The organism is Sphingomonas zeicaulis, assembly GCF_050433225.1.
Classification (GTDB): Bacteria; Pseudomonadota; Alphaproteobacteria; order Sphingomonadales; family Sphingomonadaceae; genus Sphingomonas_D; species Sphingomonas_D zeicaulis.
This window is the reverse complement of sequence record NZ_JBNPXQ010000013.1, coordinates 1-23,414: the sequence shown is the minus strand read 5'-3', so window position 1 is coordinate 23,414 and position 23,414 is coordinate 1. Positions and strand designations below refer to the sequence as shown.

Sequence of the window (23,414 nt, the reverse complement as noted above, 5' to 3'; positions counted from 1 at the left end):
GCGGGGGCGAGGATGCGAATGGTGCGAACAGCGGGATTGGTGCTGATGCTGGCGCTGGCGCTGGCGCTGGCGCTGGCGCTGGCGGGGCGGGCGGGGGCTGAGCAGCCTGCCCCCGCCGCTCCGGTCGCCGCGGTCGATGTGTTCGTCGGCAGCGATGATGGCGGCAACACCGTACCGGGGGCAGCGGTGCCGTTCGGCTTCGTCAACGCCAGCCCGGACACCACCGGCGGCTCGACCAACGGCTATGATGGCAAGACGCCGATCACCGGCTTCAGTTTCACCCATGTCAGCGGCACTGGCGGCAACAGCAAATATGGCAATTTCCGCGTCACGCCCACCGTCGGTGCCGTCGATCCGCGCAACCTCGTCTTCGCGCGATCGAACGAGCAGGGCAGTCCCGGCTTCTATGCGGTCGATCTCAAGGGGCAGGCGGGGCCGATCCGCACCGAGCTCACCGCCACGCGCCGCGCAGCGCTGGCACGCTTCACCTTTCCGGCGGCGCGCGACGCCAATCTGCTGATCGATGTGACCTCCGCGGTCCAGTTGATGGGCAATGGCCCGCATGCGACCGGGGCGGAGGCCTGGTTCGTCGACGATCGCACCTTGCTCGGCCGCGCCAGCTTCACCGGCGGCTGGAACGAGGCACCGCTGACGCTCTATTTCGCTGCCACCTTCGATCGCGCGCCCACCGGCTTCGGCACCTTCAAGGCGACGCGCGGCACGCTCGCGCTGCAGCCGGGCCCGGTACGCAGCGAGGGTGGCGACCAGCGCACCGACGCTTCCGTCCAGCTTGGCGGTTACGCGACCTTCGATACGAGCGGCGGCGAGCGCATCGTGCAGATGAAGCTTGCGGTCTCCTTCGTCAGCGCCGAACAGGCACGCCGCACGCTGGTGGAGGAACTGCCGGATTGGGATTTCGGCGCGGCGCGGGGGCGCGCGGAAACGGCGTGGCGCGATGCGCTGGCGAAGATCGAGGTGCGCGGTGGCAGCACGGACGAGCGGCGCAATTTCTACAGCGCGCTCTACCGCAGCCACACCATGCCGCACGACGTGAGCGGCGAGAATGTGTGGTGGTCATCGCCCGCGCCGCATTATGAGGATTATTACACCCTGTGGGATACGTTCCGCACGCTGCATCCGCTGATGACCCTGATCCAGCCGCAGCGGCAGCGCGACATGATCGTCTCGCTGCTCGAAACCTATCGCCACACCGGCTGGCTGCCCGATGCGCGCATCGCAGGCGCCAACGGCATGACGCAGGGCGGCAGCAATGCGGACGTGCTGATCGCCGATGCGGTGGTCAAGAAACTGGGCGGCTTCGACAGCGCGCTCGCCCTCGAGGCGCTGCTGAAGAATGGCGATGCGGAGTCCGATGATCCGATCAACCAGGGTCGCGCGCTCAAGGATTATCTCGCGCTTGGCTATATGTCGCTCAATGAGACGCGCTCGGCCTCCCGCACATTGGAATATGCCTATAACGACTTCGCGATCGCCGAGGTCGCCTCGGCGCTCGGCCGCACGCCCGAGGCGGCGCGCTATCTTAAGCGCTCGCGCAACTGGCGCAACCTCTGGGATGATGGGCTGAAATGTATCCGGCCGCGCTATGCCGATGGCGGCTGGATCGACAATTTCGATTGCGACCATCTCTATCCGGACAATCGCACCGCCTGGTGGGATGCGCCCTTCTACGAAGGGTCGAGCGCGCAATATTCCACCTATGTGCCGCACGATGTCGCCGGCCTGATCGGCAAGCTGGGCGGGGAGGCGGGGTTCGTCTCCTGGCTAGACCGGCTATTCGACAGTGGCGGTTACGATCAGGGCAATGAGCCCGATTTCCTCGCCGCCTATCTCTATATCCATGCCGGCCGGCCCGACCGCGCGGCGGAGCGTGTGCGCCACATCATGGCCAGCCATTACCGGCCGGCGCGCGACGGGCTGCCGGGCAATGACGATGCCGGCGCGATGTCGTCCTGGTATGTCTGGAGCGCGATCGGGCTGTTCCCGAACGCCGGCCAGCCTTTCTACTATATTGGCACGCCGATCTTCTCCGGCAGCACCATCCAGCTTGAAAAGGGCCGCCGCTTCAAAGTCCGCGCGCCCGGCGCCAGCGCCGCCGCGCGCTATGTCGTCGGGGCAATGCTCAACGGCAAGCCGATCGACCGCGCCTGGCTGACGCATGAAGAGGTCGCCGCAGGCGGGCTGCTCGAACTGCGCATGGCCGAAAAGCCGGGCGACTGGGCGAACCGCTTTACCGCGCCGCCCAACCCCTATCTCGCCGCGATCGATGCGCGGCCAAGCGAATGATCATTGGAAGTCGAAAGGGAGAGGCGATGAGATCGGGGTGGCTGCGGTCCGGAGGCTTGGCGTTGGCGATCATGGCGGGATCGGCGGGGCTGCGCGCGCCGCTGCCGGCACAGGCCCCCGCCGAACGCCTCGTCGCCACGCCCGGCCGCGCCGAAATCCTCGCGATCGGCGAACGCGTCGCCGACTATCACGTCGCGCAGCTCGCCGGCGGCAGCGCCTATCCCAAGGTGCCGATCGGCAATCGCAATCCGATCGATCCGAAGGGGTGGGAACAGGGCGCCTTCCTGATCGGCCTCGCCACCTTTGCCGATGCCTCGGGCGCGCCGCGTTATCGCCAGATGATCCTCGAGCGCGGCGCCGCCAATGACTGGACGCTGGGGGACCGGCTCTATCATGCCGACGACCATATGATCGGCCAGACCTATTTCTGGACGCGCAGCCACGGCATGGGCGATGCCGCTATCGCCGACATGCGCGCCCGCTTCGATCGCATCCTCGCCAACCCCTCACGCGTCGACCTCAAATTTGAGCGGGATGCGCCGCGCTGTGTTGATCGCTGGTGCTGGTGTGACGCGCTGTTCATGGCGCCCGCGGCGTGGCTGGAGATGAGCCGGGTGACCGGCGACCGCCGCTATCGCGATTTCGCGATGAAGGAATTCTGGGCGGCGACTGCCTATCTGTTCGACGAGAGCGAGAGCCTCTATTTCCGCGACAGCTCCTTCTTCGCGGAGCGCAACGCCGCCGGCCGCAAGCTATTCTGGAGCCGCGGCAATGGCTGGGTGTTCGCGGGCCTAACCCGGATGATCCCGCTGCTTGACGAGCGGGATCCGGATCGCGCGAAGCTGGTCGCGCTCTACAAGAAGATGGCGGGGCGGCTGCAGGGGTTGCAGAAGCTCGATGGCTACTGGTCGCCCTCCCTGCTCGACGATCCCGGTGCATCAGTCGCGGAATCCAGCGGCACCGCTTTCTACGTCTATGGTCTCGCCTGGGGCGTGAACCACGGCCTGCTCGATCGCGCCGCCTATGAACCCAATATTCGCCGCGGGTGGGCGGCGCTGGTGCGCTCGGTCCATCCCAACGGGCGGCTGGGATGGGTGCAGTCGATCAGCGATCGCCCCGCCGCGGTCACCTATGACGATACGCATGATTATGGCGTCGGTGGCTTCTTGCTCGCGAGTTCCGAACTGCTGAAGCTGGCCGATCATTGAGGTGAGCGATGTCGATGGCGCATGGCCGCTGGCCGGGGTCGAGCTCGGCGGCACCAAATGCATCTGCACGCTCGGCCACGGCCCAGGGGCGATCCTCGCGCAGGAAATGGTCGCCACCACCACGCCGGACGAGACGCTGTCGGCGATCGCCGCGATCCTTGGGCGCTGGTGGCAGTCGCGGCGCTTCGCCGCGCTCGGCATCGCCAGCTTCGGCCCACTCGACCTCGATCCCGCATCGCCCGTCTATGGTCATATCCTGGCGACGACCAAACCGGGCTGGGCGATGACCGATGTCGCCGGCCGGCTGGCAGCGCCCTTCGCCGTGTCCGTCGGCTTCGATACCGACGTCAACGGCGCCGCACTCGCCGAATGTGCGTGGGGGGCTGGCCGGGGGCTCGACGATTTCGCCTATGTCACGGTGGGCACGGGCGTCGGGGTCGGGCTGATCGTGCATGGCCGCCCGACGCGGGGGCTCGGTCACAGCGAAATGGGGCATCTACGCGTGCCCCGTCTCGTGACCGATACCGCCCCCAGCGGTTGCCCATTTCATCCCGATTGCGTCGAAGGGCTTGCCGCCGGTGTCGGCATCGCCGCTGCACTCCGCGGCAGGGAGATCGGCACGGTCGCGGCCGACGATCCGCTTTGGGAGCGCGTGACGCACGCGCTCGCCATGCTCTGCCATGCACTTGTCTGCGGAACCGCGCCGCGTCGCATTGCGATCGGCGGCGGCGTGATCGAGCGCCAGCCGCACTTGCTGCCGCGAGTGGCCGGGGCGTTGGCGGCCAGTCTCAACGCCTATATCGCGATCCCGCCGTCCGATTATTTGGTCAACCCGGCACTGGGCGACCGGTCCGGACCTTTGGGAGCCATTGCCCTTGCGCGGCAATCGTTTGAATTAGCCGGGTCGCTTGAACTACCTGAGTAGAGGCGGGCTGGTCGGCCGGCCCGCCGAGCTTTTTTCGCTCAGGTACCGCCTCTTGAGCCTGTGGCGATTGTTGGGACTTTTCTGCCATTTGCCGACGCGGTCGTGAACGACCAGTCTTGGAAGAAGCAGACATCGCCGCTGGCTATCTGGGTAGCGTCCGCTTTTCAGCAGATTCTACGACATCGACAATGGCGTAGGCAGTTCCTATACCTGCATACCCACCGATGTTCAGAGGTGGAGCAAGCTGGGCGACCGATTCAGCGCTCCGCCGACCCTGGTGCTTTGCCCGGTAGAATTTAACGAGCAGCAGTGGGAGGGCGGGTATCGCAAGCGCTTGACCTACCGCGACAAGCGATACAAGACCGAGGGCACTTGGGGCCAGATGAAACCGGAACAGGCCTAGGCAGAACAAAACGGAGGTCATGGTGACACCAGTGGTGTCTGCGTACCGTCCTACTTTGTTGCGCAATTCAAGTCGGATGGTCATCCGCATTGACGGATGGCAATGCCGCTGAGGCAGACATAGCAGTTAGAGGGTGTATCCCGGCGGTGATGGTGCTGCCGCCCTTCCGGCAGAGGCGATTAGGCGACGGCGGCCTCCGAAGTTGAACCGGACGAGTCCCTTCAGATCGTCACCAACCTGGCGGGCAGGCTTCCCGCCGCAGGAGCATCGACTGATGGCGGCCTGGATCGCCTCATTCCTCCGACGAGTCCCGGGTCATCGACCGGTCAGCACGGAGGCGATATTTCAGGTGATCGGAAAAGAGCTCAAGCGCCAGGTCAACTGAAATAACCTCTGGCGAATCGTCAAGTATAGTCGTAAATTGATACCGAGAATAGCGGGGCCTCATCATGCAGACCTTTATGAATGGCGCCATTGCGGTCGTTCTATCTGCGTCGTTTCAGGGTATATCGCCTTGTCATGCGGAATCACCCCCGCCCGTGGCAGTGATCGGGGCGCAGTGGGAGGTAACCAAGGACCTCAAATTCAAAGTCGACAACAGCATCCCAGAATACAATGTCAGCGGCATGGCATGCAGTTTGAGCGACAAATCTTCGCGCATTTGCGTAATTATTGACGATGAGCTCACGTTTGCTGAACGCGTCAATGTACGCGGTCGCAAAATTGAACCGGACGCCCCAATTGAACTCGTGACCGCGTCGACACCGGTTGGAACGGCGCCGGTGATCCCATGCGACGACGTTAAGAAGCCCAACGACCTGGATGGCGAGGCTGTCGCAGAGTCGGAGGGATCCTTCTACGTGATCGGCTCCCATGGTTGCGGGCGGAACAAGGGAGCCTTTCGAAGCTCCTCGTTCCTGCTGGCGCGCATCCCCTTGGTTGGAACTCCTGCGGTCACCTACCGAGTTTCCGAGGCCCTGCAGGGGTGCCCGGACATAGGCGGACGCTACGGGAAGTGGCTGCAGGACTTCACGGGCAAGGACGGCAAGCCACGCGCTGATGACAACGGGCTGAACATCGAGGGGCTCGCAATAACAGGCGGCAGGATGTGGATCGGCCTGAGGGGACCGGTGCTGCGACGCGAAGGTTCCCCGAGCGACGAGGCGTTCATTATCTCTTTGGACGCAGACGCGCCGTTCATCGTCGACAAGCCCCTACAGGCGCGACTGTACTCGGTCGGGCTGGGGCCTGAGCGCGGTGTGCGAGACCTCGCGGCACTTGGCGATGGGCGCATCCTGATCCTCGCCGGGCCGAGGATCGGCGGCGGCATCGACTACGCAATTTACGTCTTTGACCCGCGAAACGGAACGGCCGTCGCAATAGCTACCCTGCGGCAGCACGATCCCGCGCAGAAGCAGGAGGGCCTTGTCGTTCTTCGAGAGGACCGCAACACGGTTGATCTCCTTCTCCTGCAGGACGGGGTAAAGAACGGAGGTCCTTACGAGGTCCAAGTGAACGTGCCGCCGCGGGGCCCGGCCGTTCCAGCGGGTGAGCGGCAGTGCAAGGCTGGGTCTACGCCCGGCAGGATGTGAGGAGTCGCCTGCAGCGCGTCGCAACGGATGGAAGCTGGACCGGGCCAGACCCGGGCCAGCGGGAGACGAGCGGATTTCATAGCAAGGGGGCGTCAGCATGAAGCTAACCGATGGGCAGCGCCTGGTCTGCGAGCGCGTGATCAACGTGTTCGAGACCGGAACGATAAAGGGCAAGTACGGCGCGATCAGCATCTACAACGACGGGCCGCACCGGATACGTCAGATCACCTACGGTCGGTCGCAGACCACCGAATATGGGAACCTGGGTCGGCTGATTAAGATGTACGCCGAGGCCGGTGGCACTCTCTCGGACGATCTGAAGCCTTACGTGAAGCTCGTCGGCAACGTTCCGCTCGTCGACGACGAGAACTTCAAGGCGCTGCTGCGCAAGGCGGGGGACACAGACCCCGTCATGTGGGCCACGCAGGACAAATTCTTCGACCTCGCCTACTTCCAGCCGGCTACAAAGTGGGCCGACGCCAACGGCTTCACACTCCCGCTCTCCATGCTGGTGATCTACGACTCCTTCATCCACAGCGGGCGGATCCGCGACGAACTGCGCTCGCGCTTCCGTGAGCCTACGCCAGCCAACCACGGCTCGGAGAAGGTCTGGATCGAGCGTTACGTCGAGGTTCGGGACAAGTGGCTCAGGGGTCACGGAAATCCCGACGTTCGCGCGTCGGCATACCGAACGAAGGATCTCCTGCGGGAAGTACGGAGCGGCAACTGGGACTTGGCTGTTCTGCCGATCGACGCCAACGGCACGCCGGTCGACGATCGCTCGGCGAAGCCGAACCCGAAGGTGAAGGACATCCCGGCCAGGGAACTCGACGCATCCGTCCCCTTCCTGGCTGATTTTGACGATCTGCCTCTACCCGGCGCCAGCGGCCACGACGCGGACTTCACGCACAAGTTCCTCGCCGCGCTTGGGGATGGACCGGCCACCGACCGCACCGAGACCCTAAGGCGGCTTGCCGCCGAGGCAGGCGTGCAGGCGGCGGCGGAACGGCTCATTTCCTACCGAGACCGCTATCGACCCACCAGCAATCCGCGCTACTGGGCAATCGCCAACTTCGATCTGCATTCGGCCAAGCCGAGGCTGTGTCTGTTCGACTGCGTGGCCGGCGTCATATCGGCGCACCTCTGCGCCCATGGACGCGGGTCGGAAGGACCGGCTGACGACGGCTACGCGGAGGTCTTCTCGAACGTCGACGGCTCGAACTGCTCGTCGCTTGGCATCTACAACTGCGACGTGACCTACTTCGGCGGCCACGGAAAGTCGCTCTACCTCGACGGCCTCGAAGCGACGAACTCGAACGCCCGCCGCAGGCACATTGTCATTCACGGGGCCGAGTACGTGTCGCAGAGTATGATCGCGAAGAGCGGCCGCATCGGTCGAAGCCTCGGCTGCCCGGCTATCGAGATGGACGACGTTGAAAAGGTCATTCCTGCTCTGATGGGCGGCTCTCTGCTGATCATATGGAAGGCGGCCTGAAGACGTTCCCCCTCGTGCCCGAACATGGGTGACAGGTTCTGCCACCCGTGCATGAGATATTCCCTGGCAATAATCGAGGAGAACGCAGATGGCATTCTAGGACAACGATCTTTGCCACATCATCGACGTTGATGGGCAGCTCCATCGCGTCGATGCCGAGTTCACCGACTGCGCTACCCTGTTGGCGAAGGCAGCGCATGCAGCGCCATTACCGACTGAGGCATCATGAGGGAGGGAAGATCGACCATCTCGCCGGGAACATGCACTGAGACGAACTGCCGGGCTCCGTCCTCGGTCTGTCCAAATCAGCCGATCAACCCTTCCGAACCAGGCAGGCGTGATCGCAACTGAAGTATTTCCGACCATTCTTCATCGCTCAACTGCGAGTGTGAGCAGAGTCGGTTTGGAAGGAGGTCGATCGCAGATCGGTTGGAAGGATCTGGCATAGTTTCTCTCACTCAAACCGATTACACCGCAATTTTGATGTAATCGGGTCCTAGTTAGGCGAGGTGCCGATCTCGGGCCTGCGGGACTTTAATGCGTTCCAAAGCTATGTGCCGAACGGCAGGTCAGCGCGTACCAGCGCGTCTTGGTGTCGAGCAGCGCGCGGATGGCGAGGCCGAGCTTGACCGTGGTGCCGACCCGCGGCAGTGAGCGGCGCGATGCTGAGCTATTGTCCGGCGGCGCGCCGGAATAGCCTTCTGCCTTTCTCAACAGACCCGCACGGTGTATAAGAGAAGGCTCCGTCCTGTTAGCTTGCCGCACCTGTAAGGGGATATAAAAGATGGACAAGGATCAGGCTGACGAACTCATCGCGCTCGGAACGAACCCTGGGAGCATCGCACGCGTCCAGACCTTAGCACGCGAGCTGATGAAAGAGACGGGCAACGGCTACACCTTGCGGCTTGCTTGCGCCGCTACGCTCAGCTGCTTCATGAACGAAGCCGGAATCCCGATCGCTAAGACGGTTGGTGCTGGTGAGTTGGCCCGCCGACTTAAGACGAAGCGCGATTGGGAGCGCGTCGAAGTCGGCGATCAGCGTGCGGGGGACGTTGGTGTCACCTTCGACAAAGACCCGAGCCGCCCAGGAGCTGATCACGTCTACCTGGTCGTCGAACGAATCAACCGCGATCTGATGCTGATCGCCGACAACCAAGTCGAAGGGAAGCGTCACCATCGCACCGCAAGTGGAAAGAAGGCCGGCAGGATGAGCAGCGCCAAGACCGCGACCGAATATTTCCTGCGTGCGCCGGAGAGCGTCGGGCTTGCGCGAGAAGAAGTGGTGTCCCTCCACGACGAGCATACCAACGAGCTTAGGGAGCCGTTTGACGACGATGGCGTGCTGGTCGGCTTTGCGATCGAACAGTCTGCGTCCGGGTAACGTAGTAGGCCACGGGGGCAAAGGGCACCCATAATGCCGACGCAGGGGGCGGCGGTTCTGTCTTACCGGGTGAAACTTGTTGGCCGTGCTCGTGGCGAGCGCCTACTCGGCTGGGAGCTCCTAGGAGCGACGGTCCATGAATCGGTCCGCTTTCGCGCACCTAGACTCGCACAAGCGGACGTTATTTATGCGGTCCGCATTGTCAGCTACGCGGCCTCATCTCGATCGTCCGACTGGTGGCACACCGATCCCGAACCCGCCGTCCGGTGTGCCCGCCCGGTTTAAAGTGCCCAAATGGTGGCGTGCAACCGCATCGGGAGATGAAATCAATCCTTATCGTCTATCCCGACATAGTCTACGACAGGGACCGGCAACGGCGCACCGGCAAGCGCGTTTGTCTTGCAAAGCGTAAAGCCGCTCACTAGCAGCGCGATGTTGGGCAGGGTTGCCGCTAACTTGTTCGTGCTTACCGCCAGTTTCTGCGTGGTGTCCACGATTCCTCCTGGAGCAAAGGCGGCAGCGGCAGATACTGGGACCTCCCGTGCGGTAATTCCGGAGGCCTGCTGCTGCAGGCGCACATGCTCTTCGATCGCCTTCTGGATGTCCCCTAGGGATTGCGGCTGCCTCCTCGCGCGTTTGGAGAGCTCGAGCCCGAAATCATAGGCGGTGAGATAGCTACGCGCCGGCGCCATCTCCAGCGCGGTCTTCTGCTTGAGGTAGAACGCGATCGTACGATCCGCACGCTCGACTTCGGCACGGGCACTTTGCTTCTGCGCGTCAGTAACCTTCGTATCCATCAGGCCAATGAGCGCATTGCGGCCGTTCACGACATCGTCGTAGTCGTTATTCTTATTCTCCACCAGGTTGGCATAAGCTGCGATAGTTTGCCCATGCTCAGCGATACATCGATGACCCTGGGCAGACACGTAAAGCAGCTGTGCAGCCTCCTCCGGGGAGAGATAGTCGGCGAGAGTGATGAATGCCGCTGTGCCGAGCGCAAGTCCTTCCAGAACATCTACTTCGCCGGCCGTAAGGCTTCCATCGCTACCACGATTACCAAATAAAACTAACGCGGCCGCGGTAATAGCTGAACCAAAGATCGGTACGTCTCGCCACTCGTTGCGGTTCCGTGTCCAACCCGCCTGCTCCATGTTACTCATCGACTTGGCCAGCATTTCGCAATTAAGCCATTCTAGCCGGGTGGTCGTTCCGCTTGTGTCGGGCGAGATCAGAGTATTCAAAGACATCGGGCTTGTCGTGCAGGCAGTGATTGGTCCAGAGTTTATGCCTTTGCGTTTGCCATCTCCATCAACCGTCGCCTCGGGCGCAAATGCGCTGTAATTTCCAGCCGCACCAATTGGCTTTAGCGTACTTGTGCAAGCCGAAGTGACCAGTGCACAAAGAATGATGAACATTCTTGTCATCCTCGCCCCCGTAACAACCATCTTAAGGTATAAATACTATCCAGATCGTATCGACATGCAAACATTTTCCCGTCACCATCGCTCAGTTGAGCCTCTACCGTCAGGTTTGATGGATGCCCATTCAGGTTTCCGCGTCCAGGAAGCACGCATCTGGTCCTGAGCGTCCGCAATTGGTCGGAACTGCCGTTCGAAGCCCGATCCGCAAGCGGCGCATTTTGGTCGACTGATGCCGGCCCTTTGTGGGACTTTTCTGCCGTTCCCAGGTCATCCGCGCAGCGGCAGGGTTCGCCAAAAGCGGCCGGTGCACGCTTCTCATCAGTACGGTTCCTGGGTCGCGGGGCGACGCCCTTTCCAAGCCAAAAGAGGATTGGATTAAGTGAGCTTATTGGTCGCCCGATATCCTCTCACGCCATGGCGAAGGCCTGGATTGCTTCGAGCGCCTCTGGGAACGATCAGTCGCTATCGCTGTCAGCTCAAACTGCCCGGTCAGAATGGAATAACGCCGGCCCTGTAGAGTGCGATCACTTCAGCGCGGTCCACGAAATCCCGTCTGGTGTAGACCGACCAATCAGGATATTCATCGAGCAGGAATTCGTCGGCTAGCGCGCCAACGACAGGCTCGCGGCCTGGAAACTGATGGGCGGTCAGATCATAAATCAGATCGCCTGCCATGACCCACAGATGATGTTCATGCCGGCGATTGGTGTCCTTGATGATCCTGACGTTTCCGAGCCGATATTTTTCTTCCAGCAGGTAGGTGAGGATGAGCGATACGCTCTCACAACTATTCTTTGGGTACAAGCTCGCAAAAGGATAGTCGAATAGCGGTTCCTGGAGATTTCGTGCCAAAAAGGCCAGTAACGCCTTTGCGGAGCGATCCAGATTCGCCTTCGTCGGCTGCTCACCGTCGGTCATCGGGCCTGCCACTCGCGCTCAGGAGAGGGTAATCTTCGGCGTTTTGCCCGAAGAAATCGAAAAACGGCGCACTGCGATGGACAGCGATGCCAGGGATTTTTCGAGATCCGGCGGCATCGGCCCTTCCGGCAGAACCAGCGTTCGCTTGACCTGCGAAGACGCATCGGCGGAATGGCTGATAAGCTGGCCAATAGCGGTGTAGATCGACTGCCGATCAACGCTTGTCTTGATTTCGTAGATTTCCGTCATCGACGCCCCCTTGCGGACATAGAGGTCGATCAGCTTGTTGTTCAGGACGCGCTCGTCACTGACACAGCGAGCTTGCCGTTCCTCGAACAGCCGTTGGACGACATCGCCATGATAGGAGATGTAATCGATCTCGGAGCTTCGTTGCCCCCGTCGGCGGCCGGAGCTTTCGCTGTTGAACGTCTCCCATTCCGCGATCGCCCGCCGTACGTCGGGGTCATCCAGTTCCCCTCGGGCGACGGCGTCCTTGAAGCCTTTGACGAGTTGGACAAAACGCCAGAGGCGGCCAGCAATATCGTCCGAGTTGACCCGGCCGATGATGATGCCCGCCCTATCGTTACCATCCTCGCGGCCGACATCCTCAAGCGTTGCCTTCGACCATGAAAGAAAGGCGCTGCGCCCGACCCCGGCTTTGCCGCCGCCGATGCTGCCGTCGTGCATGAGATAGACGTCGCCGGTGGCCGGTTCCCGCGCGAAGAAACCGGCCACCCGCTCGGAATTGGAGGTCGTCGGGATATTGACTTCAACTGTGATGATTTGCGCGTGCCGCTTAGGATCGAAGACGCCAAAGGCATTCCACCGCCGGGGAATAGCGGCATCATCCACCTTTCCGAAGGCTGCCCATAACTCACCGAGGCCATTGGCATAGAGGCGTTCATCGACATTCCCGCTCGGAAAACCGATATTCCGCACGCCTTGATCCGTCAGATGCTCGCGAACAGATGCCTCCAACGCCTTCTGCACGGCCCGCTTCTCGCTCGTATCTTCCACCATCAACAGCATTGCGTGCCCTCCTCTAGCGCGACCCCTCTACCCGATTATTGCTTCGCAATTCGACAAAGCTCGCGCAATATTTGAGCCGATATGAGCGATCTGACTGTCATCATCCGGACCGCGCCAACGACCTGCTGGTCATGCGGAGCCGAAACAACGATTGTCTCGTCCCTGCTTCTGACAGGCGCGGAGGATGACGCCGAATGCGCGGTCGGGGATTTCTCAGAGTATCCGTTACTGATCAACGTCGTGAACCGCGCCGTCTCCGACCAGAAAAATGTTGGCGCGGTCAAACCACGGTTCAGCAAGGCGCTCGCACAAGCTTATATGAGCAACGGGTGCTTCCATTGCGACGCGCTGTTCGGCCAGCATTTCGAAATTCATACACGCTATGAGGAGCGAGAAGCCGCTCGCCTGGATGTGCCGATATCAGGCGAATGGGCAGAGATTCTCCAAAGGCTCCTGGCTTCGGAAGACGGGCATCTCTTTCGCTTTTGATGCCCGGGATTCAATGACGGTTCGGCCGCCACTTTTGCCAAAGTTTCACCAACATGAAATCGCCAGATCGCCGGTCACTTGAGTGCGATACCGAGCTTGTCCATTATGCACGGATGGCTGTCAAAATCCCTCTAGTCCCGTGCCTGATGCGATGACCAGCGATGCACCCGCAGCCGGTTCGGTCACGCCGCGTGTCGCGAGCCAGATGACCGCCGAAGACATCGCCGACGATGAAGGCGGCTTCGACTATGGCTGGTCCGACGCGAATGTCGCGCTCGCCGATCCTCTGTTTAGCGATTTGCTGATGCGCGCGGACGTGAAAGCCATCGGGTATGCGCTGGTTCGCGGCCCGGATGGCGGCACGACGCCAATGCTACTTCTGACGGGTGCGCATGAAGAACCACTACGCGAGGTTTTCGACCTATTCGCGCGCTGGCAGTTGCTGAGCGGTCCCGGCGCCATCCAAATCGAAATCGCCTTCGACGGTCCGGGGTTCCGCATTGCCGTGCTTCCGGACGCCCGCTCACTGCGATGGAGATGCTGCGGATTTGGTAATGTGTCGCGCCCCAACACGTTCAATCTCGCTTGGGTCAAGGCGATCGACACCCGTAGCGATTTCCTGGATTCGCTCGCCGACTATGGCCGTAGCCCATTTGCGCCGGTCTACCTGGGCGCGGCAATTGCGCAGACTGATAGCAACGGCCAGCCCTTTGCTTGTGACCTGGACGATGTACCGCGCCTCTTGCTGCCGTCGATTCAGATCCACCGTCGGCCCGAAGACATTCCTGCGGGATCGTTCCTGGCTGGTGGCGACGCTGGGGACGACACCATCCCGTCGGGCGTCGATCCGGCCTTGATCGCGGCGCAGCGCGCTTGGCGCCTGCCCTCCATCATGCCGAAGACGATCCATGTCCTTCGCCACACGGAATCCGGTCGCCAGCTTGTCGATCGCTTGACGGCGGACGGTGTCGCGCGTTGGCAGGTCGAGCAAGCGATAGCCAACCTTCGCCTGGCGGCGCTTGCCGAGGTCGGTGAAGCGCCGCCGCATTCCCATTGGATGGAGACGCATTCGCTGCGCCTCGGGTATATCGAGCTTGCGGACCAAACCGTCCATCTGGGAGCAATGACCATCGACGACATTCTCGACCAAATCCGGCGCGACACGCGCTTTCTGTTGAGGCGGATTGGTCGCTGCCCCGTAACGGAAGCGCTTGCGGCGGGCCAGGCCGCCATCCGGGAGGCAGGCTATGCCTGATCGCGGCGACGACGCCCTTGCGGGACAGATGGAACGACTCTCGATCTTCGTTTCCTCCACGATCGAGGAGTGCGCGAAGCAACGTCGCGAGGCCAGGGCGGCGATTCAGTCCCTTGGTTTCGACCCATTCGTATTCGAGCGCGAAGGCGCGCGGACCTATCGCCCGCAAGCGCTCTATCTGGGACGTCTGCGGCGAAGCCAGCTTGCGATCGGCATCTATCGCGCGAGCTATGGCTGGGTCGATGAGGCAAATGGGCAGACGCTTTCGGGCCTTGAGGATGAATATGTCGAAATTCGGCGGCTGAACCTCGGGTTGCTCGCCTATATCGAGAAGCGCGCCGACCGTGATCCGCGGCTGACGGCGATCGTTGATGACATCCTCGGTCAACAAACTGCCTACTTCTTCGATGCGGATGAGGATCTTACCTCCGTCATTCACGCCGATATCGTGACCCTGCTTGCGCAGACCTTCACCCTTCGCCGGATCGCTGCCGATCAGCGCGCCATCGCCCCGCAGGCCACGCTGGACGCCATCTTCAAGACCGCTCCTTACTACATCCGGCGTGCAGGACTGGACGCCGCACTGCGAGGGCTCGTCACCCACTACCGCGCGGTCAGTGTGTCCGGTGTTGCAGGCGTCGGAAAGTCCGTGGCACTCGCTCAATATGCTGCGGATGTTGGCTTGCCCTATGTGAACGGGCGCGGGCTTGATCCACGTGCTCTCCTCGCGAAAGCCGCAGACGCTCTCATCGGCAATACGGCCAATCCGTCGAATCCTGAGACGTTCGAAGAAGCGCGAGATACATTTGCCCAGGCGTGGCGCGGCGCAACCACATGGCCCCTGGTGATCGATGACCCCAGTGACGGCGATCTGCTATGGTCCGAACTGGCTACCATGATGCAGGAAACGGCTTCGGGCGTCGTTGTCATCGGATCGCGTGAACAGCCGGCGGGATTTCGTGGCGGCTCCCTTCAAGTCGAGGGCTTTACCCAGGAGGAGCTTGCCCTGCTCGAGACCGTGGTCGATGCGGACGCCCAGCGTCATATAGCGGAACTGCCCGCTGCGACGACGACGCTGCCACTCGCGGTGCGCTCTGCCATCCGACCGCTCCGCGACGAGGCTGGAAACGCGGTTACGCTCAGGGAACGGTATCTGGCGCTCAAGGGTCGGCGCCGAGAGATCATTGCCTGTCTGGCGCTCAGCGGTGCGCCTTTGTCCCTGACTGACATCTCGTTCCTTGCCGACAGTGCGACGGACCTAACCTCGCTTAGCGATGAGATGGCATCTCTCGATGACCTCGTTGTGGAGGACGCATCCGGCTATTCCTTGTTGCACGACGCTTGGGCTGCCGAATTGGTGGTCGTCGCGCAGGAGCGAGCGCAGTTCTTCGATGCAGTCGCGCGCAAGCTCGTCAGGTTGTTCGATTCGACCGGCCGGGGATGGCTGGCGTTTCAGATGGCACACCTCGCGAATGACGAACTTGCTGTCATCCAGGCGGAGCGGTCGCTGCGCGAAATCCTGTACTCGGGCTCGATCACGCATTTTGTAACTGCGCAGCAGTTCCTCGCCGACCATTATCGGACGTCGGGAGACCGGACCTCGCTTGTGCAAACCCTCGTATCGCTGGCGCAGATAGCGAGCAGTTCTCATGATACCGCGCACTGCGCTCCTCTCTTGGCCGAAGCCCGGGCGGTTGCCGAGACGATTGGCGATGAGGTTCTCATCGACTTCGTTGCGGAGTTTGCCGCGACCTATGCCCTTCAGACTGCCATGTCTCCCGAGACTCTCGGTGAAGTGGAGCGCATTCGCAATCGTCACGAAGAGGCTGGCGACCTGCACAGCGTAGCCCGGTTGCTGGTCGAAGAAGGCGTCGCGTTTCAAGCGGTCAACCGACAAGATGAGGCCGAACCCCGCTTTCGCCGTGCCCTCGAAATCTTCGAGGCGCATGAAGACGCCTATGGCCAGGAGCTTGCGATTCGCAATCTCGCCGGTGTGCTTCTCGCCAGCACTGCAACCGCTGCGGAAGGCGAGCAGCTTCTCGCTACCCTTCGGCCCCAGCGAGGCCAGGCGCGAGAACGTGCCTGGATGTGCAATATTCTCAATCGCCGTTATCGCGACGAAGGGCGCTACAAGGAAGCGGAAGAGGTTTCCCGGGAAGCCATCGCCATTGGTGAGACACTCGGAGATCGTCGTCTTGTCGCCATCAATCAGATGGCGCTCGGCAACACGCTTCGAGATGACGGCCGATATGTCGATGCCCTCATTGCCTACGAGGCGGCAGGCGTTGAGGGGCGTGCGGTCTCACGACCGGAAATCGACGGGCGCGCTGCGCGCCTTGCCGCAGCTTGCCATAATTCGCTTGCCGAAAGCGCGACAGGTGTCGAAGCTCAGGGACATGCCGAGCAGGCCGTCCAACTGGCTCGCCGCGCCATCGCAATATTCGAAAACAGCCTCGGGTCGCACGACCATGCCGACGCCTATGACGAGCTCGGCACGGCGTTGATCAGCCTCGGACGCGAAGGTGAAGGCTGGGAGACACGAGCACGAGGCGTGGCGCTATTCCGGGCAGCCGGCGATCTCGACAACGCGCACAAGCTCGAACGGCAATTGGCCCATGGTGCGTTCGAGCTGCCCTTCGACCTTGCCATGCGGGTGATGCTCGTCGCTCGGGGGAAAGCGGTCGACCGCCAATCTCCGCCATTGGCTTTGTGGGCGGAAGCTGCTGCTGCGATGCTCGAACAGGCAGTGCCCGACGTTGCCGCGGCGACCTCGTCAATCCTGGTCCGACATCTGATCGCTGCGATCCCCAAGGCCTATCTCAGCGCAGCGCTTGATCGCTGCCTTCGCATCGTTGCCGACCGCAAGATTGCGGCAGGCCACCAGAACCGTGCCCTTTTCCTGCTCAACCTCTTGGCCTTCACAGCCCCCTATGAACTGACGCGCGCCGAGATGTTGACGATCGCGACGCTATGTCTTGAGGGCGACCAGCAAATCCGGCTCCGCGAGATACCCACCCTCGGTGTTCAGTTGGTGCTCGAAATTGGATCGGGACAGATGTTCCTGTTCACGATTTCAGCCGCCGACGAAAGCGTCGAAGCCACCTACGTTGCGCTCTGCCTCAGCGCGTTTCTTGCCGGCTGCGATGAGCGGGTAAGCCGTGATTTCATTGCGCCCTATGCGAGAAATCCGGCCGCCTTCGACGTAATGACGACCAGCCTTTCTTCGGTAGGCCCAAGCCTATTGGCGACTGTCCAGCCTCATCTCCAAGACCGAGCCGTCACCTTTGTGGGCTTCGGCCATCGGGAAGAGGGGCCACCCCGCATCACGGCTTTCTGTAACGACGGTGCTCCGGCCGCCATGCCCCCGGGCGATGAGCGTGCTGGCGCCTTCGAAATCGTCCTTGTCGAATTTCTCTCAGCTCTTGTGAGCGCGGCTTACGACGTCAATCTCCAGACCCAAGAGCAACTCCCAAAAACGAAGGAACTCCTGCGCCACATGTTGTGGTGACGCTACAATGAGGCGGGTGGCGCGAACGTGCCCATTCACCACTCCCACCGGACGACCTATCGACCAATAATGTGCCTATCGAGCATTTCAGGTGGAAAGCCGATGGTCTGTCGATCCTTAGCGTACGCCGAGGCGTCGCCAGCGCCGAACTCCTGCGGCAAGACGGCGAAAGGTCCCGCGTTATCCTGGATCATCGGCTGATATTCGGCAAATTCATCCTGAATGGGAAGGCTATAGGATGTGGCCGGTGCTGCAATCTGAAATCCGATCGATTTGCGGAGTATCCGAAGCGCTGCCTCGAAGGCACGCCATTCCGGATCACTGAACCGCCCCGGGATTGTCGGAGGCCCTAACTCCTGAGAGTGAGGGTCTACGATGAGCAAGACGACGAACAAGTTTGCACCGGAGGTTCGTGAGCGGGCGGTCCGCATGGTGCTGGACCACGAAGGTGACCATCCGTCTCGCTGGGCGGCGATCACATCCATTGCCGAGAAGATCGGCTGTTCGGGGCACACGCTGCTGGAGTGGGTGAAGAAGGCCGAGGTGAACAGCGGCAAACGAGCCGGCGTGCCCACCGATGTGGCTGACAAGCTCAAGGCGCTGGAGCGCGAGAACCGCGAGCTGCGCCAGGCCAACGAGATCCTGCGCAAGGCGTCGGCATATTTTGCCCAGGCGGAGCTCGACCGCCCGTTCAAGCGATGATCGCGTTTATCGACGAGCATCGCGGATACTATGGGGTCGAGCCGATCTGCCGGGTTCTGCCGATCGCCCCATCCACCTACCATGAGCAGCTGGGGCAGCGGCGCGATCCCTCGCGATTATCGTCGCGTGCTCAGCGTGATCAGATGTTGAAGCCGGAGGTGGTACGCGTCTTCGCCGAGAACTTCGGCGTCTATGGCGTGCGAAAGGTGTGGCGACAGATGCGGCGCGAAGGCTTTGATATAGCTCGGTGCACTGTGGAACGGCTGATGCGCGATCTTGGCTTGCAGGGCGTGATCCGCGGTAAGCCGGTGCGTACGACGATGAGCGACAAGGCCGCGCCTTGCCCGCTCGACCAGGTGAACGGGCAGTTCCATGCGCCGGCGCCGAACATGCTGTGGGTATCGGACTTCACCTACGTCGCGACGTGGTCGGGGTTCGTCTACGTGGCCTTCGTGATCGACGTCTATGCCCGCTATATCGTGGGCTGGCGGGTAAGCAGGACGGCGCATGCCAGCTTCGTGCTCGATGCCCTCGAGCAGGCGATCCATGATCGGCGTCCTGCTCATCGCGGCGGCCTGATCCACCACAGCGATCGTGGCAGCCAATACGTCTCGATCAAGTATACCGAGCGCCTTGCCGAAGCTGGGATCGAGCCATCGGTGGGCAGCGTAGGCGACAGCTATGATAACGCTTTGGCTGAGACGATAAACGGCCTTTACAAGGCCGAGGTGATCCACCGGCGAGGTCCGTGGCGATCCGTCGAGGCCGTTGAATACGCCACGCTCGAATGGGTGAACTGGTTCAACAACCGCCGGCTCCTCGCGCCCATTGGCAATATTCCACCTGCCGAAGCGGAGGAGCGCTATTACGCTATGCTGGACGATACCTCCATGGCCGCATAATTTAAGCCGAATGGCCTCCGGCAATCCCGGGGCGGTTCACATCCGACGAGGTTGTTACCTCATAATTCGGCACGGTTGAGATAGGGTGAAACTTCACCATTGGCCCAATGCTAGGCCAACGTCACAAGCGGTGGCTACGCCAAATGCCTAAGATGGCCCGCATCAGATAGATTGCCGACGCCGCGGCAAGCAGGCCGCAGATCCCTTGGTAAATTCTCGCTTCGACAGTCAATCGCGCACCGCTCAAAAGCGGCATGGCATCAAACACTTGGGAAACATTATATGTCTCGTATAAACTCATGGAAGTGACGGTCAGAACAAGGACCGCAGCCATGATTTTCATAGTCATCGGGAATCGCAAGCGCTCCACCCTCGCTTTCTATCGGTCACGCGGTCCTAGATGATCGCGGAACTCGGTCTATTGACCTTGTAGGACGTTGAAGGGCCCACGCCAATGGCAAGTGGCTTTGCGTATGCACAGCAGTTGACAGTTTCGCTCCGGCGTCAATTTATGGGTGACGCTGCACATGAGCCGATATGCCTGACCGACCTCGAATGTCGCGTGATCGAACTGCTCTTGCCCAACAAACCAAGAGGCGTGCCACGCGTTGATGATCGCCGCGTGCTGACGGCATCTTTTGGTGCTTTGGTCGGGAGCGCCGACGCGCGATTTGCCCGAGCGCTATGGCCCGCGCACCACCGTCGTAATAGTGCGCGGTTGATTATAAATGTAGCTGTCTTGTGGGGGTGAACTGATGGACAGGGCGATTGCTTTTGAGATCGTTGTGACGGCCGATAAGGCGGCCAGTGAATTGGCAAGGCTAATCCCATTCATCGCTGATGAAGATCGGAGCGTAAAAATAGCGACCCGGTGCAACGATATTCGATCTGATGGAAAACATCATCGTGCCAATACGCGCAGACTTCCCCGGTCTGTAGAACGGTAAAAATCACCACTGCGTGGGTGGTGACCTCACTCCGGCGCTGGAGAGCCGTTCGGCACACGCCTCGCGTCCGCTTTGCGCCAAATCCAGTCCTCTCGACGGCCCGAGGCGCTGCCCGAAACCGGACGGAGCACCTGCGGCCACCGGCAGCGTCCAGCATGGCGGCGCGATGCAAAGGCGACAGTGCCAATTCCGGAGCGTCGGCGGCTGGGGCGTGAAACGCGATCATGGTCATGCCGGATTGCCCGACAGCGGGCGGAGGCACAACAAGGGGAAAGGGTAAGGAACGCGGCACCCGACTTTTTTCGCAGTCGTGTCCGTGAAATGAAGTGGCTCATGGGCACCGTGCGCAAATTCCAAAGGCGACCAAGGCATAAGAGACGAACTGCAGCCAAGCGCGGAGGCGTCCCGGGCGGGATTCCGCTCCTAGCGACCCATGCGCAAGCACCGCCAACCTGCGTCGGCTTGTGCGATGGAGCAAGGTGAACTGCCGCAAGACCGATACTGACCGTTACGGACGGACTGTGGCGCGGTGTTCGGTTGGCGAGGTCGATCTGTCTTGCGCACAGGTCGAAGGTGGCCATGCCATCCCGCGTTACGCCCCCTTTAGCTGCTAGACGGTAGGCAGCTCTGAGAACCCGCAGGAGCGCAAGAACGCATAGATCGCGTCGTATACGGCGGGAGGGCGTGTTGCGTCGGTCACGTCGCCATCTGGGACAAAGATAACGAGCCCTTGCCGCGCTCGCGTCAGCAGCACACGATAAGCGTTCGCCAGATACGCTTGGCTGGTCGGGTCGCTCACCGATTCCCAGCGCGTGCCCCGAAAACGCAGCTTTTCCCATCCATCACCGCGGCGCAGGTTGCCATCCCAGCACACGCATGCCCAATCGAGCTCCAAACCCTGCACGTCGAATTCGGTAGCAACATCCTCAAGGGCATCGGCGGACCGGACATCATCAGGCGGCGCGAGAAACCATCTGGCGGGCTCGATCTTGGCCTTCACGAACACGCCATGCGGTTTGAGCCGCGCAGCGTTGGACGATGCGAGAAGACCCGCGCTTTCCGCCCCTCGGCGTTGTGAGCGCAGCCAACCGCGTGCCGCCGCCAGGTCGCGGGTAATGAGAAGCGGATAGCTTGGAAGGTCCGCTGTGATCTGCTTGGCGGCTTCAACGTTGCCGTCGATCACATGTCCAATGAAATCGGAGAGCTTTTCGGCGCGGAACGAGCGGATGGAGGTTGCGAGATGCAGGTCGGGCGCAAGGACCTCATCGGCAAGCTGGCATGTATGCTGTAGCGTCTCCGGGACGTGTGCCTGCCAATGCGGAAAGGATTTTTCGAGCGCGCGTAGCCATTCCTCGATACCTGCCTCGCCGGTATTGATTTCCTGGCCTCCGCCGACCAAGCACACGATGGCGCACCAGTCCGCATGCCGGTCCATCGCGCTGAGCAGAAATTCGGGCTCGGACATCGAAAAGCCGATCTGGCCCTTTTTCTGCTGCATGAACTTTGAGGTCTGCTCATGGTTCCAAGCGCGCTGGGCTTCATCGAACACCGCGACCTTTTCGATGGGGGCGCGGGTCGTTGCCAGCGCATCGTCGCGGAAGTGATGGATGTTTTGGATGAACGCGCAGGCTTGCCGGTATTCCTCGGCGCGAGCGGCGCGGTTGCCCGTATCCTTTTTCTTGGCGATCGCATCGAGAGTCAGCGCCTCGCGCAAGACCTCCACCAACGGACCGTTGCCTGAGAGAAAAACCGCATGTTCGTCGGAGTGCGCACGCTGGCGGGCGGTGGCGAGATTGAGGCCAGCGAGCGTTTTGCCTGATCCCGGCACGCCGGTGATGAAGCAGATGATCTTCTGATGATCGTGCTTGGCGGTCTCGATCGCCTGAGCAACGTAATCGGCTGTGCGCGTTAGGTTCTGTGCGCCGGCCTCGGAGCGCGAGATTTCTTCGACATTATGGCCGCGATAAAGTGCCTGAGCGGCTTCCACGATGGTAGGTGTGGGCCGATAGCGGCCTGCCAGCCAATCAGCGGGGGCAATCTCCGTGGACGCATAGCGATCTGATACCTGCTGAATAAGGGTGGCAAGACCATCAGTTGAGCTCTTCATCGGTCGGGCCAGACGATCATGATCCCACTGCGGCGCGTCGATGGCGATTCCGGCGTGGGTGGCGATCAAGATCGGCACAATCGGCGCGTTGTGACTCTCCTCGTGGAAATGCTTGAGGTCGAGGCCGTAGCCATAAACCTGGTCCAAGCTTGATCTGTCGAACTGGCGAGCGCCTACCTTATACTCCACCACGAAGACGATCCCGGCGTTGAGAACTATCAAGTCGGCGCGTCGACCCATGCGCGGGATTAGGAATTCCATACAGAAGTGAGCGTTGGACAGCGCCGTGGCGAGCGAACGAAGATGCATGATCTGGTATTCCCAGGCTGCTGACTGCGTTGGCTCGAGGGCGAAGGGCAATTTTTTGGCCAACTGACCGAACAGTTCGGCATCTGAGGCGCTGCGAACCGCCGAAGCGGGAAGAGATAAGTAAGCTCGATCCATGCCCCGGTGCTGGCCGATGCGAAGCGCTAAGGCAACCATAGCAGCCATCGTTCAGATGTAAGGTGAACATCTCCGGCGCCAGACGGATGAAGGGCTTCACCGGTTCTAGAGGCGCCCCCGGGTTTGTTGGGCGGAGCGGGCTTTAGGTGAACGCCAGGTTTTGGCATGGGCGGCCGTTAAACCAGTTGTGTTTGAACGGCGCATCCTGGTCCGACTGCCGCCGGAAAGGGCCGTCTTATCGTGGGACATTTCTGCCGTTCGCCAGCGATATGTCGAACGGCGGGTTTCTGTCGATGCCGTTGAAAAAGTCGGCCTTGCACTCGGGGTGAGTGTCTGATTCAGCATCGAGATGCAGAAGGACGCCAAGCGATGATGGGCGAGCGC

Annotated in this window: 16 protein-coding genes, 1 pseudogene and 1 other annotated feature; of the genes and pseudogenes, 11 read left to right on the top strand and 6 right to left on the bottom strand. The window is 61.4% G+C overall.

What is annotated here, in order from left to right; genetic code table 11:
* The first annotated feature begins 18 nt into the window (after positions 1-18).
* The 5 genes from FHS96_RS27235 (at position 19) to FHS96_RS27215 (ending at position 7,927) form a co-directional block, all read left to right on the top strand.
* Positions 19-2,304 carry a GH92 family glycosyl hydrolase gene (locus FHS96_RS27235; protein ID WP_429599413.1) on the top strand — a complete coding sequence of 762 codons (2,286 nt, stop codon included), beginning with the start codon at positions 19-21 and terminating at the stop codon, positions 2,302-2,304.
* Positions 2,305-2,330: 26 nt separating this feature from the next.
* Positions 2,331-3,512, top strand: a complete 1,182-nt coding sequence (locus tag FHS96_RS27230; protein ID WP_429599410.1) for a glycoside hydrolase family 88/105 protein — start codon at positions 2,331-2,333, stop codon at positions 3,510-3,512.
* Between the two features lies 1 nt (position 3,513).
* Positions 3,514-4,437: an ROK family protein gene (locus FHS96_RS27225; protein ID WP_429599408.1), complete on the top strand. Its 924-nt coding sequence runs from the start codon at positions 3,514-3,516 to the stop codon at positions 4,435-4,437.
* A gap of 852 nt (positions 4,438-5,289) precedes the next feature.
* Positions 5,290-6,432 carry a DUF3616 domain-containing protein gene (locus FHS96_RS27220; RefSeq protein WP_429599405.1) on the top strand — a complete coding sequence of 381 codons (1,143 nt, stop codon included), beginning with the start codon at positions 5,290-5,292 and terminating at the stop codon, positions 6,430-6,432.
* Between the two features lie 97 nt (positions 6,433-6,529).
* Positions 6,530-7,927 carry a murein L,D-transpeptidase catalytic domain-containing protein gene (locus FHS96_RS27215; protein ID WP_429599403.1) on the top strand — a complete coding sequence of 466 codons (1,398 nt, stop codon included), beginning with the start codon at positions 6,530-6,532 and terminating at the stop codon, positions 7,925-7,927.
* 534 nt (positions 7,928-8,461) lie between these two features.
* On the opposite strand, the gene FHS96_RS27210 is transcribed toward FHS96_RS27215, so the two are convergent.
* Complete coding sequence (locus FHS96_RS27210; protein ID WP_429599400.1) at positions 8,462-8,641, bottom strand: hypothetical protein; 180 nt, start codon at positions 8,639-8,641, stop codon at positions 8,462-8,464.
* 70 nt (positions 8,642-8,711) lie between these two features.
* On the opposite strand from FHS96_RS27210, the gene FHS96_RS27205 reads away from it, so the two are divergent.
* On the top strand, positions 8,712-9,308 hold the full coding sequence (locus tag FHS96_RS27205) for a hypothetical protein (protein ID WP_429599398.1): 597 nt from the start codon (positions 8,712-8,714) through the stop codon (positions 9,306-9,308).
* A gap of 326 nt (positions 9,309-9,634) precedes the next feature.
* On the opposite strand, the gene FHS96_RS27200 is transcribed toward FHS96_RS27205, so the two are convergent.
* From FHS96_RS27200 to FHS96_RS27190, 3 genes are all read right to left on the bottom strand, one after another.
* Positions 9,635-10,723 carry a hypothetical protein gene (locus tag FHS96_RS27200; RefSeq protein WP_429599396.1) on the bottom strand — a complete coding sequence of 363 codons (1,089 nt, stop codon included), beginning with the start codon at positions 10,721-10,723 and terminating at the stop codon, positions 9,635-9,637.
* 495 nt (positions 10,724-11,218) lie between these two features.
* Positions 11,219-11,647 (bottom strand): hypothetical protein, encoded by a 429-nt coding sequence (locus FHS96_RS27195; protein WP_429599393.1) that lies wholly within the window; start codon positions 11,645-11,647, stop codon positions 11,219-11,221.
* A gap of 18 nt (positions 11,648-11,665) precedes the next feature.
* Positions 11,666-12,676 (bottom strand): hypothetical protein, encoded by a 1,011-nt coding sequence (locus tag FHS96_RS27190; RefSeq protein ID WP_429599391.1) that lies wholly within the window; start codon positions 12,674-12,676, stop codon positions 11,666-11,668.
* An 81-nt stretch (positions 12,677-12,757) separates the two neighbouring features.
* Here FHS96_RS27190 and FHS96_RS27185 point away from each other — a divergent pair, with 81 nt between their 5' ends.
* The 4 genes from FHS96_RS27185 (at position 12,758) to FHS96_RS27170 (ending at position 19,532) form a co-directional block, all read left to right on the top strand.
* Positions 12,758-13,165 (top strand): hypothetical protein, encoded by a 408-nt coding sequence (locus FHS96_RS27185; protein ID WP_429599388.1) that lies wholly within the window; start codon positions 12,758-12,760, stop codon positions 13,163-13,165.
* A gap of 151 nt (positions 13,166-13,316) precedes the next feature.
* Entirely contained in the window at positions 13,317-14,420 is a 1,104-nt protein-coding gene (locus tag FHS96_RS27180; RefSeq protein ID WP_429599385.1) for a hypothetical protein, read from the top strand.
* On the top strand, positions 14,413-17,928 hold the full coding sequence (locus tag FHS96_RS27175; protein WP_429599383.1) for a DUF4062 domain-containing protein: 3,516 nt from the start codon (positions 14,413-14,415) through the stop codon (positions 17,926-17,928). The genes FHS96_RS27180 and FHS96_RS27175 overlap by 8 nt, the downstream gene beginning before the upstream one ends.
* A 375-nt stretch (positions 17,929-18,303) precedes the next feature.
* A protein-coding gene (locus tag FHS96_RS27170) for an IS3 family transposase (RefSeq protein WP_429599381.1) occupies positions 18,304-19,532 on the top strand; the annotation gives its coding sequence in 2 pieces (ribosomal slippage) (positions 18,304-18,592 and positions 18,592-19,532; 1,230 coding nt in all).
* Positions 18,585-18,701, top strand: a sequence feature (AL1L pseudoknot). It overlaps the preceding gene by 117 nt.
* Before the next feature lie 121 nt (positions 19,533-19,653).
* On the opposite strand, the gene FHS96_RS27165 is transcribed toward FHS96_RS27170, so the two are convergent.
* On the bottom strand, positions 19,654-19,881 hold the full coding sequence (locus FHS96_RS27165) for a hypothetical protein (protein ID WP_429599379.1): 228 nt from the start codon (positions 19,879-19,881) through the stop codon (positions 19,654-19,656).
* Between the two features lie 162 nt (positions 19,882-20,043).
* Here FHS96_RS27165 and FHS96_RS27160 point away from each other — a divergent pair.
* A pseudogene (locus FHS96_RS27160) lies at positions 20,044-20,233 on the top strand (transposase); the annotation flags it as partial.
* Between the two features lie 856 nt (positions 20,234-21,089).
* On the opposite strand, the gene FHS96_RS27155 reads toward FHS96_RS27160, so the two are convergent.
* The gene (locus FHS96_RS27155) at positions 21,090-23,069 is read right to left on the bottom strand and encodes a DUF2075 domain-containing protein (RefSeq protein WP_429599377.1); all 1,980 of its coding nucleotides are present in this window, start codon (positions 23,067-23,069) and stop codon (positions 21,090-21,092) included.
* Positions 23,070-23,414: the final 345 nt, after the last annotated feature.

What these genes read in the sequence shown, in the direction of transcription:
- FHS96_RS27235 (WP_429599413.1), top strand. Translation starts at nt 19, where the DNA reads ATGGTGCGAACAGCGGGATTGGTGCTGATGCTGGCGCTGGCGCTGGCG.
- FHS96_RS27230 (WP_429599410.1), top strand. Translation starts at nt 2,331, where the DNA reads ATGAGATCGGGGTGGCTGCGGTCCGGAGGCTTGGCGTTGGCGATCATG.
- FHS96_RS27220 (WP_429599405.1), top strand. Translation starts at nt 5,290, where the DNA reads ATGCAGACCTTTATGAATGGCGCCATTGCGGTCGTTCTATCTGCGTCG.
- FHS96_RS27215 (WP_429599403.1), top strand. Translation starts at nt 6,530, where the DNA reads ATGAAGCTAACCGATGGGCAGCGCCTGGTCTGCGAGCGCGTGATCAAC.
- FHS96_RS27205 (WP_429599398.1), top strand. Translation starts at nt 8,712, where the DNA reads ATGGACAAGGATCAGGCTGACGAACTCATCGCGCTCGGAACGAACCCT.
- FHS96_RS27200 (WP_429599396.1), bottom strand. Translation starts at nt 10,723, where the DNA reads ATGTTCATCATTCTTTGTGCACTGGTCACTTCGGCTTGCACAAGTACG.
- FHS96_RS27195 (WP_429599393.1), bottom strand. Translation starts at nt 11,647, where the DNA reads ATGACCGACGGTGAGCAGCCGACGAAGGCGAATCTGGATCGCTCCGCA.
- FHS96_RS27190 (WP_429599391.1), bottom strand. Translation starts at nt 12,676, where the DNA reads ATGCTGTTGATGGTGGAAGATACGAGCGAGAAGCGGGCCGTGCAGAAG.
- FHS96_RS27185 (WP_429599388.1), top strand. Translation starts at nt 12,758, where the DNA reads ATGAGCGATCTGACTGTCATCATCCGGACCGCGCCAACGACCTGCTGG.
- FHS96_RS27180 (WP_429599385.1), top strand. Translation starts at nt 13,317, where the DNA reads ATGACCAGCGATGCACCCGCAGCCGGTTCGGTCACGCCGCGTGTCGCG.
- FHS96_RS27175 (WP_429599383.1), top strand. Translation starts at nt 14,413, where the DNA reads ATGCCTGATCGCGGCGACGACGCCCTTGCGGGACAGATGGAACGACTC.
- FHS96_RS27165 (WP_429599379.1), bottom strand. Translation starts at nt 19,881, where the DNA reads ATGACTATGAAAATCATGGCTGCGGTCCTTGTTCTGACCGTCACTTCC.
- FHS96_RS27155 (WP_429599377.1), bottom strand. Translation starts at nt 23,069, where the DNA reads ATGGTTGCCTTAGCGCTTCGCATCGGCCAGCACCGGGGCATGGATCGA.